The 12,082-nt window shown below is 60.8% G+C and carries 14 protein-coding genes and 1 tRNA gene; 11 read left to right on the top strand and 4 right to left on the bottom strand.

The window, feature by feature from the left end; genetic code table 11:
- The first annotated feature begins 90 nt into the window (after positions 1-90).
- From ACIQUF_RS00235 to ACIQUF_RS00255, 5 genes are all read left to right on the top strand, one after another.
- Positions 91-1,473 carry an amino acid permease gene (locus ACIQUF_RS00235; RefSeq protein ID WP_403126645.1) on the top strand — a complete coding sequence of 461 codons (1,383 nt, stop codon included), beginning with the start codon at positions 91-93 and terminating at the stop codon, positions 1,471-1,473.
- Positions 1,474-1,519: 46 nt separating this feature from the next.
- Entirely contained in the window at positions 1,520-2,017 is a 498-nt protein-coding gene (locus tag ACIQUF_RS00240; protein WP_403126648.1) for a PaaI family thioesterase, read from the top strand.
- A 283-nt stretch (positions 2,018-2,300) separates the two neighbouring features.
- Entirely contained in the window at positions 2,301-2,696 is a 396-nt protein-coding gene (locus ACIQUF_RS00245; RefSeq protein WP_403126651.1) for a DUF4398 domain-containing protein, read from the top strand.
- Positions 2,697-2,707: 11 nt separating this feature from the next.
- On the top strand, positions 2,708-3,487 hold the full coding sequence (locus ACIQUF_RS00250; protein WP_403126654.1) for an OmpA family protein: 780 nt from the start codon (positions 2,708-2,710) through the stop codon (positions 3,485-3,487).
- Positions 3,488-3,581: 94 nt separating this feature from the next.
- The gene (locus tag ACIQUF_RS00255; RefSeq protein ID WP_403126657.1) at positions 3,582-4,277 is read left to right on the top strand and encodes a glutathione S-transferase N-terminal domain-containing protein; all 696 of its coding nucleotides are present in this window, start codon (positions 3,582-3,584) and stop codon (positions 4,275-4,277) included.
- 116 nt (positions 4,278-4,393) lie between these two features.
- Here ACIQUF_RS00255 and ACIQUF_RS00260 read toward each other — a convergent pair whose 3' ends face one another.
- Positions 4,394-6,010 (bottom strand): inorganic phosphate transporter, encoded by a 1,617-nt coding sequence (locus ACIQUF_RS00260; protein WP_403126660.1) that lies wholly within the window; start codon positions 6,008-6,010, stop codon positions 4,394-4,396.
- 155 nt (positions 6,011-6,165) lie between these two features.
- Between ACIQUF_RS00260 and ACIQUF_RS00265 the strand changes: the two genes are divergently transcribed.
- The 6 genes from ACIQUF_RS00265 (at position 6,166) to ACIQUF_RS00290 (ending at position 10,377) form a co-directional block, all read left to right on the top strand.
- A complete protein-coding gene (locus ACIQUF_RS00265) occupies positions 6,166-6,600 on the top strand; it encodes a GNAT family N-acetyltransferase (RefSeq protein ID WP_403126661.1) in 435 nt (144 codons plus the stop codon).
- Positions 6,601-6,722: 122 nt separating this feature from the next.
- On the top strand, positions 6,723-7,112 hold the full coding sequence (locus tag ACIQUF_RS00270) for a helix-turn-helix domain-containing protein (protein WP_403126664.1): 390 nt from the start codon (positions 6,723-6,725) through the stop codon (positions 7,110-7,112).
- Between the two features lie 63 nt (positions 7,113-7,175).
- Positions 7,176-7,814, top strand: coding sequence for a UvrY/SirA/GacA family response regulator transcription factor (gene uvrY / locus ACIQUF_RS00275; protein WP_403126667.1), 639 nt, complete (start codon positions 7,176-7,178; stop codon positions 7,812-7,814).
- Positions 7,815-7,820: 6 nt separating this feature from the next.
- The gene (gene uvrC / locus ACIQUF_RS00280; RefSeq protein WP_403126670.1) at positions 7,821-9,644 is read left to right on the top strand and encodes an excinuclease ABC subunit UvrC; all 1,824 of its coding nucleotides are present in this window, start codon (positions 7,821-7,823) and stop codon (positions 9,642-9,644) included.
- A 33-nt stretch (positions 9,645-9,677) separates the two neighbouring features.
- Complete coding sequence (gene pgsA, locus ACIQUF_RS00285) at positions 9,678-10,238, top strand: CDP-diacylglycerol--glycerol-3-phosphate 3-phosphatidyltransferase (RefSeq protein ID WP_274909763.1); 561 nt, start codon at positions 9,678-9,680, stop codon at positions 10,236-10,238.
- A gap of 63 nt (positions 10,239-10,301) precedes the next feature.
- A tRNA-Gly gene (locus ACIQUF_RS00290) sits at positions 10,302-10,377 on the top strand.
- A 194-nt stretch (positions 10,378-10,571) separates the two neighbouring features.
- On the opposite strand, the gene arfB is transcribed toward ACIQUF_RS00290, so the two are convergent.
- The 3 genes from arfB to ACIQUF_RS00305 form a co-directional block, all read right to left on the bottom strand.
- On the bottom strand, positions 10,572-10,985 hold the full coding sequence (arfB, locus tag ACIQUF_RS00295) for an alternative ribosome rescue aminoacyl-tRNA hydrolase ArfB (protein WP_403126674.1): 414 nt from the start codon (positions 10,983-10,985) through the stop codon (positions 10,572-10,574).
- Between the two features lie 66 nt (positions 10,986-11,051).
- Positions 11,052-11,492 carry a YqaA family protein gene (locus ACIQUF_RS00300; RefSeq protein ID WP_403128850.1) on the bottom strand — a complete coding sequence of 147 codons (441 nt, stop codon included), beginning with the start codon at positions 11,490-11,492 and terminating at the stop codon, positions 11,052-11,054.
- A gap of 148 nt (positions 11,493-11,640) precedes the next feature.
- Entirely contained in the window at positions 11,641-11,904 is a 264-nt protein-coding gene (locus tag ACIQUF_RS00305; protein WP_403126676.1) for a DUF3077 domain-containing protein, read from the bottom strand.
- Positions 11,905-12,082 lie beyond the last annotated feature (178 nt).

A 12,082-nucleotide genomic window follows, 5' to 3' on the forward strand; every position in this document is an offset into this window, starting at 1 on the left:
CAACAAGAAAAACGAGCGACACGAACTACAAGAATTCTGCTCCAACTTTTCAGCCGCCCACGCGGCGGCCGACCCATTCGAGGGTTCTCCATGGCTTCGCTAGAAAACAACAAACAGCGTTCCCTGCAGCACGGCCTGACCTCCCGTCAGGTGTCCATGATCTCCATCGCCGGCATCATCGGCGCCGGCCTGTTCATTGGTTCCTCCAACGCCATTGCCACGGCTGGCCCGGCCATTCTGATTTCCTATGCCATGACCGGGCTGTTGGTGCTGCTGGTGATGCGCATGCTTGGCGAGATGGCCATCGCCAACCCCAACAGCGGGTCGTTCTCCACTTATGCCTCCGAGGCCATCGGCCCTTGGGCAGGCTTCACTATCGGCTGGTTGTACTGGTGGTTTTGGGTGCTCATCATTCCGGTCGAGGCCATCGCCGGGGCGGACATCCTGCACGCATACTTCCCAAGTGTGCCGTCCTGGTTGTTCGCCTTCCTGATCATGCTCGTGCTCTCGGGTACCAACCTGGTCAGCGTGAAGAATTTCGGTGCGTTCGAGTACTGGTTCGCGCTGGTCAAAGTGATTGCGATCATCGCCTTCATCGGGGTGTGCAGCCTGGCGGTGTTCGGCTTCTGGCCGCTCGCCGAAGTGTCCGGCGTGAGCCGGCTGTGGGACAACGGCGGCTTCATGCCCAATGGGTTCGGCACAGTGCTGGGCGGCGTGTTGATCACCATCTTCTCGTTCTTCGGCGCCGAGATTGTCACCATTGCTGCCGACGAAACCGCCAACCCGAAGGACAAGATCCGCCGCGCCACCAACTTGGTGGTGTACCGCATCGCGATCTTCTACCTGGCGTCGATTTTCCTGGTGGTGTCGCTGGTGGCCTGGAACGATCCGGGCCTCAAGGCCGTGGGCTCGTTCCAGCGCGTGCTGGAAGTGCTCAACGTGCCAGGCGCCAAGCTGCTGGTCGACCTGGTGGTACTGGTGGCGGTCACCAGCTGCATGAACTCCGGTTTGTATACCGCCTCGCGGATGCTGTATTCCCTCGGTGCACGGGGCCAGGCGCTGAGCATGACCAAGCGCATTTCCGGTGCTGGCGTGCCAACCGTGGCGGTCATCTTCTCGACCCTGGCAGGCTTTGCCGGTTGCTTGGTCAACTATGTGTTCCCCGGCAAGGTGTTTGGCTTTCTGTTGTCGACCACCGGCGCCATTGCCTTGCTGGTATATCTGGTGATCGCCGTGTCGCAACTGCGCATGCGGGCGCGTGCCGACCGTGAAGGGCGGACGCTGGAACTGAAGATGTGGCTGTTCCCGTGGCTGACCTGGCTGGTGATCGGCACCATCGTGATGGTCCTGGGGTATATGCTGTTCAGCGACGCCTACCGCTACGAGACGCTGATGACTGCCGGTGTGACCCTGTTCATCCTGCTGGTCTCGCTGACCCAGCGACGCGCTAAAGTGGTTGTGCAGACTGCGTGATCCTTGGGGGCGCATTGCGCCCCATTCCAACAAGCACAGGAAGCGTATGAACGAACAAGCTCTCTCGCTGCAGGCCCTGGCCGCCGCCGACGGCATCTGCTATGGCTGCGGCTGCGCCCACCCCAGCGGCCTGCATGTGCAAAGCCACTGGGATGCCGACGGTATTCACCTGCTGTGTCGCCATTCGCCAGACAGCACCTTCACCGGCTGGCCCGGCCTGGTCTACGGCGGCCTGTTGGCCATGCTGGTCGACTGCCATTCCAACTGGACTGCCATGGCCTACCACTACCGGGCCGAAGGCCGTGAAGCAGGCAGTCTGCCGCGCATCGATTGTGTGACCGGCAGCCTTGGCCTGAACTATCTCAAGCCCACCCCCATGGGCGTCGAGCTGTTGCTCAAGGCGCGTGTGGAGGGCGAGGTGGGGCGTAAGACCCGCGTGCTGTGCGAGGTCTGGGCGGGGGATGTACTCACTGTCAGCGCCGATTCGGTATTCGTCCGGGTGGACACCGAGAAGCTCAAACTCAAGGCCCATGGTCAAGGCTGATTGCGTGCCCTGATCGCTGAAGATTGTAGATAATTCCCATGCGCCTCATGGGAAACGTCCTATAGGTGCACAACCTCCCTCGCACTAGTCTGGCAGCGCTTTCACTACGAGACGCTCCAGGATGTTCATCTTTCCCAGCAAACCTGACCCTCTCCCGGCCCCCTGACGCGGCCGGGATTCTCGCGAACATCCTGGTTCAATCCCACCCCCTCTGCAAAGGCTTTCCGGACACGGCGGTAGCGGTGTGCCCGGCCTGTAGCAGGCGCATTCAAGGAGATCCTTCATGCGTGCCAGATTCACTACCAAAGCCCTGTCCACCGCAGGCTTGCTGTTGCTGCTCGGCGGCTGCGCAAGCGCTGTCGTGCCCAGCGAGCAGATCGAACTGACCCGCAGCGCAATCAATCGTGCCGTGTCGGCCGATGCCACTCAGTACGCGCCGGTCGAAATGCGCGCGGCCCAGGACAAGCTCAGCGCCATGGACCGCGCTCTCGGCCAGAAGGACCTGAAGCAGGCCCGCAGCCTGGCCGAACTGGCCGAAGCCGATGCCCGCCTGGCCGAGCGCAAGGCGCTGGCGCGCAAGAATCACGAGCAGTTGGAAATCGCCCGCAAGGGCATTGAAGTGCTCAGGCAGGAACTGCTCGAAGCACCTGAAAGCAACCCTGCCAACGTCACTCAATAAAGGCGCCGAACATGTCGAAACTCTACTTGCTGCCCACCGTATCTGTGCTTGGCTTGCTGTTGGCCGGCTGCAGCACGACGCCGGAAAACGCCAAACTGCTCGAAGCCCGTGAGTCTTACTCGCTGTTGCAAAGAAAACCGGAATCCGCCCGCATCGCCGCCCTGGAAACCCAGGAGGCCTACACCGCCCTGGGCAAGGCAGAAGGCGCCTCGCTGAAGGATCGCAAATCGGCCGAGGTCGAACACTTGGCCTACCTGGCCCAGCGCAAGATCGAGACAGCCGAGCAGACTATCCTGCTGCGCCAGGCAGAAAAGGGCCTGCAAGGCATCGAGGCGCAGCGCACCCAGGCCCGCCTGGACGTACGTACTGCCCAGCTCAAGGCGCTGCAATCGCTCAAGGCCAAGCAGACAGACCGTGGCATGGTGGTGACCTTCGGTGACGTGCTGTTCGACACTGGGCGCGCTGAATTGCGCGGTGGAAACCACCGTAACATCCAGCAACTGGCGGACTACCTGCGGGCCAATCCAGAGCGCAAGGTACTGGTCGAAGGCTTTACCGATTCGACCGGCAGCGATGCCTTCAATCAGCAACTGTCCGAGCGCCGAGCCGCTTCGGTGGCCAATGCCCTGCGCCGCCAGGGTGTAGCAGCCGAGCGCATTGCCAGCGCGGGTTACGGCAAAGAGTATCCGGTGGCCAGCAACAGCGACGCGCAGTCGCGCCAGCTCAACCGCCGAGTCGAAGTGATCATTTCGCAAGGCGCCGAGGCCGTGACACCGCGCTTCTTATCTTAACCAGGGCGCGGCGCCAAGCCGTGCCTTCGGTCGTGATGGTCAAATCGCGGCATTGTCCCTAGAGTGGTCACTTTCACTCTTCCAGGGCCTGAGCATGACCGATCTGAGCGCATTCCCCATCACCCGCAAGTGGCCGGCGCAATACCCCGAGCGCCTGCAGCTTTACTCGCTGCCCACGCCCAATGGCGTCAAGGTGTCGATCATGCTGGAAGAGATCGGCCTGGCGTACGAGCCGCACAAGGTCAGCTTCGACAGCGACGACCAGTTGAGTCCCGAATTCATTTCGCTTAGTGCCAACAACAAGATTCCGGCGATTCTCGACCCCGATGGCCCCGCTGGCCAGCCGCTGCCGCTGTTCGAGTCGGGCGCGATTCTTCAGTACCTGGCGGAAAAGAGCGGGCAACTGCTTAGCCAGGATCCGGCTATCCGTTACCAGACCCTCCAGTGGCTGATGTTCCAGATGGGCGGCATCGGCCCAATGTTCGGCCAGGTCGGTTTTTTCCACTTTTTCGCGGGCAAGGAATACGAAGACAAGCGCCCGCGCGATCGCTACGTCAACGAGTCCAAGCGCCTGCTGGGTGTGCTGGACCGGCATCTGCATGGGCGGGAGTGGATGGTCGATGAGTACAGCATCGCTGATATCGCTATCTTCCCCTGGGTGCGTAACCTGGTGGAGCGCTATAACGCGCGCGAGCTGGTTGGGTTCGATGAATTCAAGGAAGTGCAGCGCGTGCTGGCGAAGTTCCTCGAACGGCCAGCCGTTCAACGTGGGCTGAAAATTCCTGGGTAAGGCCAGCATTAAACCTGTAGGAGCGGCTTCAGCCCCGAACACCGGCAATGCCGGTGCCATCCACCGCGTCGTTTGGTTCGCGGCTGAAGCCGCTCCCACGGGTTCTTTATTTCAGGCTAGAAAATCTGATTCAGAACCCAGTACAGGCTACCCGCCAGCAGCATTGCCGCTGGCAAGGTCAGCACCCACGCCATCAGCAGGTTGATCAGCGTGCGCTTCTGGATCCCCGAACCGCTGGCGACCATGGTTCCGGCCACGCCCGAACTCAGTACATGGGTGGTCGACACCGGTACCCCGAACATGTCCGCCGCGCCAATGGTGCACATCGCGACCACTTCAGCCGATGCGCCCTGGGCGTAGCTCAGGTGAGTCTTGCCGATTTTCTCGCCCACCGTCACCACGATGCGTCGCCAGCCGACCATGGTCCCTAGGCCCAGGGCAATTGCCACCGCCACCTTTACCCAAAGCGGTATGTAGCGCGTGGCGTCGTCCAGTTGGGTCTTGAACAGCTGTACATGCCTAAGGGTGTCGGCGTCGAAGGCCACCAGCTGGTGCTTTTCGATCAGGCGGATCGCTTCGCTGGTCAGGTACATGTCATTGCGCACATTGGCCATGGCTTCGGCCGGTACGCGCTTGAGCGAGCCATAGCCTTTGACCTCTTCGCCGATCATGCCGGTGAGCGCGGCAAGCGCTGGCACCAATTGAGGATCAGCCTTGGGTTCGGTGATGAACAGGGTCAATACCTGGCGTGGGTCAGCGGGTAGTGAATGTGGGTCACTGCGCACCAGTGCCTGGCGGGTCACCTCGGCGACGGCGGAAAATTGCAGCGCCTGCTCGCTGGGCATGGTCTTGTTCAACGCATAGGCCATCGGCAAGGTGCCGACCAGGATAAGCATGATCAGCCCCATGCCTTTTTGCCCATCGTTGGAGCCGTGGGCGAAGGAAACGCCGGTGCAGGTCAATATCAGCACGCCACGGATCCACCACGGTGGCGGCGTCTGGCCTTCTGGCGCCTGGTAGAGCTCCTTGCGCTTGACCAGCGCGCGCAGCGCAAGCAGCAACAAGGCCGCGCAGGCGAAACCGATCAGCGGCGAAAACAGCAACGCATAGCCGACTTTGCTGGCCTGGCCCCAATCCACTCCACTGGTGCCGTCACGCCCGTGCATCAACGCGTTGGCCACGCCGACGCCGATGATCGAGCCGATCAAGGTGTGCGATGACGATGCTGGCAGGCCCAGCCACCAGGTGCCGAGGTTCCAGATGATCGCGGCCAGCAGCAGGGCGAAGACCATGGCGAAGCCCGCTGTCGAACCCACCTGGAGGATCAGCTCAACCGGCAGCAAGGCGATGATGCCGAACGCCACCGCGCCGCTGGAAAACAACACACCGAGGAAATTGCACAGCCCGGACCAGACTACCGCCACCGGTGCCGGCAACGCGTGGGTGTAAATCACTGTGGCCACGGCGTTGGCGGTATCGTGAAAACCATTGACGAACTCGAAGCCCAGGGCAATCAGCAGTGCCAGGCCCAGCAGCAGGAAAGGTGTGACCGTGGTGATCACGGTTCCGCTGGCGCTGACGTCTTGCTTCAGGCTCCAGGCGGTGTAGGCGATGCCGGCCATGAGCAGGCCGAAGAACAGAAGGAGGGTGGCACGTCCAGGTTTGTGGTCCAGCTGCGGGCCGGAATCGCGTTGGGCCAGTGGCAGCTGGCTGGCCAGTGACGGGGTTGCCATGGGGGCTCCGATGGGCGTCGGGCGAAGGTGCCGAAGGCTGTCAGCATAGAAACAATTCCTGACTTGGGCGTGACCTCGGTCAATGAACTATCCAGGCTCAAGACGAGTGGTAAATCCAGTCAGTGCGAGCTGGCTGATAGGTGCACAATGCTGACATGAAGCTCATACCCGCTACTGATGACCATCGCACCTTCGCCCGCGACCTCACTCGGCGAGCAATGCTGCCCTATTACCGCGAGTTCGACCTGTTGTGGATCGAAGAGGCATTCGACCAAGCCTGGGGTTGGCGGGAGCAATGGCTGATTGTTGAAGGCGAAAGTGTGCTGGGTTTTTGCAGCCTCAGCCAGGATCGCCAGGCGTTGTTCATCCGTGAGCTGCATCTGTTGCCAGAGTATCGTGGGCGCGGCGTTGGTAGTTGGGTGCTGGGGCAACTGGCCGATTGGGCAGGGCAGCGGCGATTGCCGTTGTTGCGGCTGATGGTGTTCAAGAGCAACCCGGCGCGGCAGCTTTACCGGCGCAATGGCTTTGTCGAGATGGGGGAGGATGAGTGCTTTGTGCGCATGCAGCGGGTTACTGGCGGCTGCCGGTGATGGCTTAATGCTGGCTTGCGACACAGGGCGGTGAGGGGCATAGTGGCTGTGGATTTTTTTCAATCGCCCACAAGGTCGTGGGCAGTGCCTGATGCCGGTAAGGAAATAAGGAGCAGCGCCGCATGAATGGACTCGGTCCACGTCTCAGGGAAGAGCGAGAACGCTTGGGCATGACCCAGCGGGTATTTGGTGATATCGGCGGTGTCGAACCCAATGCTCAGGGTAAATACGAAAGTGGCGAGCGAACACCACGGGTGGATTACCTGGCGGCGCTGGCGGCACGAGGTGTGGACGCGCTGTATGTACTGAGTGGGGTGCGCACGCCTGCATTGCTGTCAAGTCTTACCCCCGATGAAACCAGCGTGCTTGGCGCTTTTCGGCGGTTGTCTGCAGCCGACCAGGCGGCCTTTTCGCATTTGTTGGTGCGCCTGGTGGGCGAGGGGGGCAAGCGTGAAACGTCGTGGTCGCAGCGCCGCGAGTGTCAGACGTTTCTGACGGAAGTTTTACGCTAGGTCCACCGTGAAAAATTTTGTTAAGGTGGCGGGATCCAATCGCCCTGTTGACGAGGTGTCTGCTTGATTAGGGTCCTAGTGGTCGATGACCACGATCTGGTACGAACCGGTATTACACGCATGCTCGCCGACATCGACGGCCTGCAGGTGGTGGGTGAGGCGGATTCGGGCGAGTCGGCGCTGAAGCTGGCCCGAGAACTCAAGCCGGATGTCGTGCTGATGGACGTGAAGATGCCCGGCATTGGCGGCCTCGAAGCCACCCGCAAACTGTTGCGCAGCTACCCCGACATCAAGGTGGTGGCGGTGACCGTGTGCGAGGAAGACCCGTTCCCCACGCGCCTGATGCAAGCCGGTGCGGCGGGCTATCTGACCAAGGGCGCAGGCCTGGACGAGATGGTCCAGGCCATTCGCCTGACGTTCGCCGGCCAGCGCTACATCAGCCCGCAGATCGCCCAGCAACTGGCGCTAAAATCGTTTCAGCCGCAAGGTTCGCCATTCGACGCGCTGTCGGAGCGGGAAATCCAGATCGCCCTGATGATTGTCGGTTGCCAGAAAGTGCAGATCATCTCCGACAAGTTGTGCCTGTCGCCCAAGACCGTCAATACTTACCGTTATCGGATCTTCGAAAAACTCTCGGTCACCAGCGACGTCGAACTGACCTTGCTGGCCGTTCGCCACGGTATGGTCGACGCAAGCCTGTAAAATCTCATGTCCCAAGTCTTTGATGCCAGCGCGTTCCTGGCGACCTGCAGCGGTCGCCCGGGCGTCTACCGGATGTTCGACGCCGAGGCTCGGTTGCTCTATGTGGGCAAGGCCAAGAACCTCAAGAAGCGTCTGGCCAGCTATTTTCGCAAGACCGGCCTGGCGCCGAAAACCGCCGCGCTGGTGGGGCGTATCGCCCAGGTCGAAACCACCATCACCGCCAACGAAACCGAGGCGCTGCTGCTTGAGCAGAACCTGATCAAGCAATGGCGGCCGCCCTACAACATTTTGTTGCGCGACGATAAATCCTACCCTTATGTATTTTTGTCCGACGGCCAATTCCCACGCCTGGGGATTCATCGCGGGGCGAAAAAAGCCAAGGGTCGCTACTTCGGGCCTTATCCCAGTGCCGGGGCCATCCGTGAAAGCCTCAGCCTGCTGCAGAAAGCCTTCTCGGTGCGCCAGTGCGAAGACAGCTACTACGCCAACCGCACCCGGCCCTGCCTGCAATACCAGATCAAACGCTGCAAGGGGCCGTGCGTTGGTCTGGTCGATGCCGATGAATACGCCGAGGACGTGCGCCATTCGGTGATGTTCCTCGAAGGCCGCAGCCAGCAGCTGGGCAATGAACTGAACGTCGAGATGGAAAAGGCCGCCATGGCCCTGAACTTCGAAAAGGCCGCAGAGCTGCGCGACCAGATCGCCTTGCTGCGCCGGGTTCAGGACCAGCAATACATGGAAGGCGGCTCCGGCGATGTCGATGTGGTTGCCGCCTTCGTCAACCCGGGCGGCGCTTGTGTGCACCTGATCAGCGTGCGCGGTGGGCGGGTGCTGGGCAGCAAGAACTTTTTCCCGCAAGTGGGCATCGAGGAGGAGGTGGCCGAAGTCATGTCGGCCTTCCTGTCCCAGTACTACTTGGGTAATGCCGAGCGCGAACTGCCGGGCGAGCTGATCGTCAACGTGGTGCACGAAGACTTCAGCGCCATCAGCGAGGCGTTGCAGACCCTGCGCGGCCGCGAGCTGACTATCAGCCACCGGGTGCGTGGCACGCGTGCGCGCTGGCAGCAACTGGCAGTGACCAATGCCGAGCAGGCGCTCAATGCGCGCCTGGCCAACCGCCAGCACATGGCCGCACGCTTCGAGGCGCTGGCTGAGGTGCTGGGCCTGGCCGAAGTGCCGCAACGCTTGGAGTGTTACGACATCAGCCACTCCAGCGGCGAAGCCACCGTGGCCAGCTGCGTGGTGTTCGGCCCGGAAGGCCCGCTCAAGTCCGATTACCGCCGTTTCAACATCGAAGGTGTGACTGCCGGTGACGACTATGCCGCCATGCACCAGGCCCTGACACGTCGCTACGGGCGTATCAAGGACGGCGAGGGCAAGCTACCCGATGTGCTGTTGGTGGACGGTGGCAAGGGCCAGCTGAACATGGCCCGCGATGTGATGCAGGAGCTGGCTTTCACCGACCTGACCCTGCTCGGTGTGGCCAAGGGCGTGACCCGCAAGGCCGGTTTCGAGACCCTGTACCTCAACGACGTGGCCCACGAATTCACCCTCAAGGGCGACAACCCGGCGCTACACCTGATCCAGCAGATCCGCGACGAAGCCCACCGCTTTGCCATCACCGGCCACCGCGCCCGGCGCGGCAAGGCCCGCCGCGTGTCGAGCCTGGAAGACGTTGCCGGGGTGGGGCCTAAGCGCCGCCGTGACCTGCTGAAACATTTCGGCGGCTTGCAGGAGCTCAACCGTGCGAGTATCGATGAGATCGCCAAAGCCCCGGGCATTAGTAAAAAGCTTGCCGAGTCGATTTATGCCAGCCTGCATAGCGAGTAGAATGCCGGGCTCAACCCGCAGCCAGTCGTACCGATGAATATTCCAAACCTGCTCACCGTTCTACGCGTCCTGCTCATTCCGATCTTCATCCTGCTGTTCTATGTGCCCTATCATTGGAGCTACATGGCCGCCAGCACGGTGTTCGCCATTGCCGCCGCCACCGACTGGCTGGACGGCTACCTGGCGCGTCGCCTACAGCAGAGTACGCCGTTCGGTGCATTCCTCGACCCGGTGGCTGACAAGTTGATGGTCGCCGTGGCCCTGGTGCTGCTGGTCCAGGTGCACGCCAACTTCTGGCTGACCTTGCCGGCTGCCGTGATCATCGGCCGCGAAATCGTCGTCTCGGCGCTGCGCGAGTGGATGGCCGAGCTGGGGGCGAGGGCGCACGTGGCGGTGTCCAACCTCGGCAAGTGGAAAACCGCCGCGCAAATGCTGGCGCTGGTGATTCTGCTGGCCAATCCACCCGCGGTGAGCTTCTGGGTGATCCTGGGTTATGGTTTGCTGCTGGTGGCTGCGGCGCTTACCCTGTGGTCCATGGCGCACTACCTGCTGGCCGCCTGGCCACACCTGCGCGAAGGTTCGGAGCAAAAATAAAACTTTTTTGAATCAAGGGGTTGACGCCGTTTTAGATATCGCTAGAATGGCACCCATCACGACGCGGGAATAGCTCAGTTGGTAGAGCACGACCTTGCCAAGGTCGGGGTCGCGAGTTCGAGTCTCGTTTCCCGCTCCAAATTGGCCTTATCGAATTATTTCGGTAGGGCAAGAAAAAAGGCCCTTAGGGGCCTTTTTTCGTTTCAGTTGGGACCACCAGAAATCGGTAGCATGCGCCCATTTTGAGGCCAGGATTGAATTTGTTAATCCGTTCACTCAGGGGATACTGGCAGCCCAGAACTGAGACATGCCCGCAGCCTCCCACCGCCAGCACTAGAACTCCACCTTCCCCCGGCCCGCCTTGACAGTGCTCCGCCTGGCTTTCCCTTCGAGGCGGCGGGTTTTCGAGCCGAGGGTCGGCTTGGTGGGGCGGCGTTTCTTCTCAGTCTTGCCGGCAGAGATGATCAGCTCGGCCAGACGCGCCAGTGCGTCAGCACGGTTCTGCTCCTGAGTGCGATACTGCTGAGCCTTGATGATCAACACGCCGTCGCCGGTGATGCGACTGTCGCGCAGCGCCAGCAGCCGCTCCTTGTAAAATTCGGGCAGCGATGAGGCCGGGATGTCGAAGCGCAGGTGCACGGCGCTGGACACCTTGTTGACATTCTGCCCACCCGCGCCTTGCGCGCGGATGTATGTCAGTTCGATGTCGGCATCCGGTAGATGCACGTTATTGGAGATGGTCAGCATGTTAGGGCCCTTGTAGTTGCCCCCATTATCACAGCCTCCGCCACTCTCCCATAGAACAACGTTCATTCAAGGCATGATTCCCAGGACAACCAACGCAAGAATGGCGTATCGGCCACCTTTGGCCAACGACACGATCAGCACAAAGCGCCATAGGGGTTCTCTCATTACCCCTGCGACCAGCGTCAATGCGTCGCCTATCAATGGCACCCAACTCAGCAAGAGAGACCAATAGCCATAGCGCTGGTACACATTCTGCGCTTTTTGCAGTTTGTCTGGCCCTACGGGAAACCAGCGGCGGTCCCGGTAATGATCAATCCCCCGACCCAAAAGCCAGTTCACCAGCGAACCCAGCACGTTACCCAAGGTGGCAACAGTTAGCAGCGTCAAGGTTGCGTAGTGCTCTGACACCAGCATACCCACGAGCACCGCCTCGGACTGCATCGGCAGTATTGTCGCGGCGCCGAATGCAGCGAGGAAGAGGCCAAGGTAGCTGCCTATGGCAAACATCATGGCGACGGTCTCAGGAGGCGATGTCTAAGTTCTCGATTTTTCAGCACTGATAGCATGCAAAACTTCCTGCGGTGCGGCCTGCATCTGACGCCAACGTGAGGCGAAAATTACACTAATGAAAGGCTCTGCATGTGTGCCCACTGAGTCAATGCATCATGCCCAACTCGGCATCATCCATCAGCGCCTTGGCCAGTGCACTCAGGTAGTGTGCAGCCCAGATCATCATCGGCTTTTCATCCATTACGCCGATAACCGTCAGTTCCCTTACATAGCCCATCAATGCTGACGCTTGCTCGCGGGCATCCTGGCAAGGGATACCGGCTTCGATACGAAACAGTGGATGGGTCTGGTTTTCGCCCTGAAAGAACGTGGTCTTGCCGACAGTACATTTGATGTCGTCAGTGCTCATTGCTCATCTCCCTGAAATTTTCTGTGACTGGGCGGGCCCTTTCGCGGGGCAAGGAGATTGTGAGGTGGATCGGGGACGATCTTTAACATTGCTTATTACCTCGCTAGATGTCGCCACTCTCCCGCTGTCAAACAGAAGGGTGGCAGCTGTACGTGGGTTGACAGACCGGCGGAATAAG

Source organism: Pseudomonas sp. NPDC090233 (genome assembly GCF_044772285.1).
Lineage (GTDB): Bacteria > Pseudomonadota > Gammaproteobacteria > Pseudomonadales > Pseudomonadaceae > Aquipseudomonas.

Excerpts from the sequence above, each read along its gene's own strand:
- ACIQUF_RS00305 (WP_403126676.1), bottom strand. The coding sequence starts at position 11,904 with ATGAGCACTGACGACATCAAATGTACTGTCGGCAAGACCACGTTCTTT.
- ACIQUF_RS00250 (WP_403126654.1), top strand. The coding sequence starts at position 2,708 with ATGTCGAAACTCTACTTGCTGCCCACCGTATCTGTGCTTGGCTTGCTG.
- pgsA (WP_274909763.1), top strand. The coding sequence starts at position 9,678 with ATGAATATTCCAAACCTGCTCACCGTTCTACGCGTCCTGCTCATTCCG.
- ACIQUF_RS00245 (WP_403126651.1), top strand. The coding sequence starts at position 2,301 with ATGCGTGCCAGATTCACTACCAAAGCCCTGTCCACCGCAGGCTTGCTG.
- arfB (WP_403126674.1), bottom strand. The coding sequence starts at position 10,985 with ATGCTGACCATCTCCAATAACGTGCATCTACCGGATGCCGACATCGAA.
- uvrC (WP_403126670.1), top strand. The coding sequence starts at position 7,821 with ATGTCCCAAGTCTTTGATGCCAGCGCGTTCCTGGCGACCTGCAGCGGT.
- ACIQUF_RS00260 (WP_403126660.1), bottom strand. The coding sequence starts at position 6,010 with ATGGCAACCCCGTCACTGGCCAGCCAGCTGCCACTGGCCCAACGCGAT.
- ACIQUF_RS00255 (WP_403126657.1), top strand. The coding sequence starts at position 3,582 with ATGACCGATCTGAGCGCATTCCCCATCACCCGCAAGTGGCCGGCGCAA.
- ACIQUF_RS00270 (WP_403126664.1), top strand. The coding sequence starts at position 6,723 with ATGAATGGACTCGGTCCACGTCTCAGGGAAGAGCGAGAACGCTTGGGC.
- ACIQUF_RS00240 (WP_403126648.1), top strand. The coding sequence starts at position 1,520 with ATGAACGAACAAGCTCTCTCGCTGCAGGCCCTGGCCGCCGCCGACGGC.
- ACIQUF_RS00300 (WP_403128850.1), bottom strand. The coding sequence starts at position 11,492 with ATGTTTGCCATAGGCAGCTACCTTGGCCTCTTCCTCGCTGCATTCGGC.
- ACIQUF_RS00265 (WP_403126661.1), top strand. The coding sequence starts at position 6,166 with ATGAAGCTCATACCCGCTACTGATGACCATCGCACCTTCGCCCGCGAC.
- ACIQUF_RS00235 (WP_403126645.1), top strand. The coding sequence starts at position 91 with ATGGCTTCGCTAGAAAACAACAAACAGCGTTCCCTGCAGCACGGCCTG.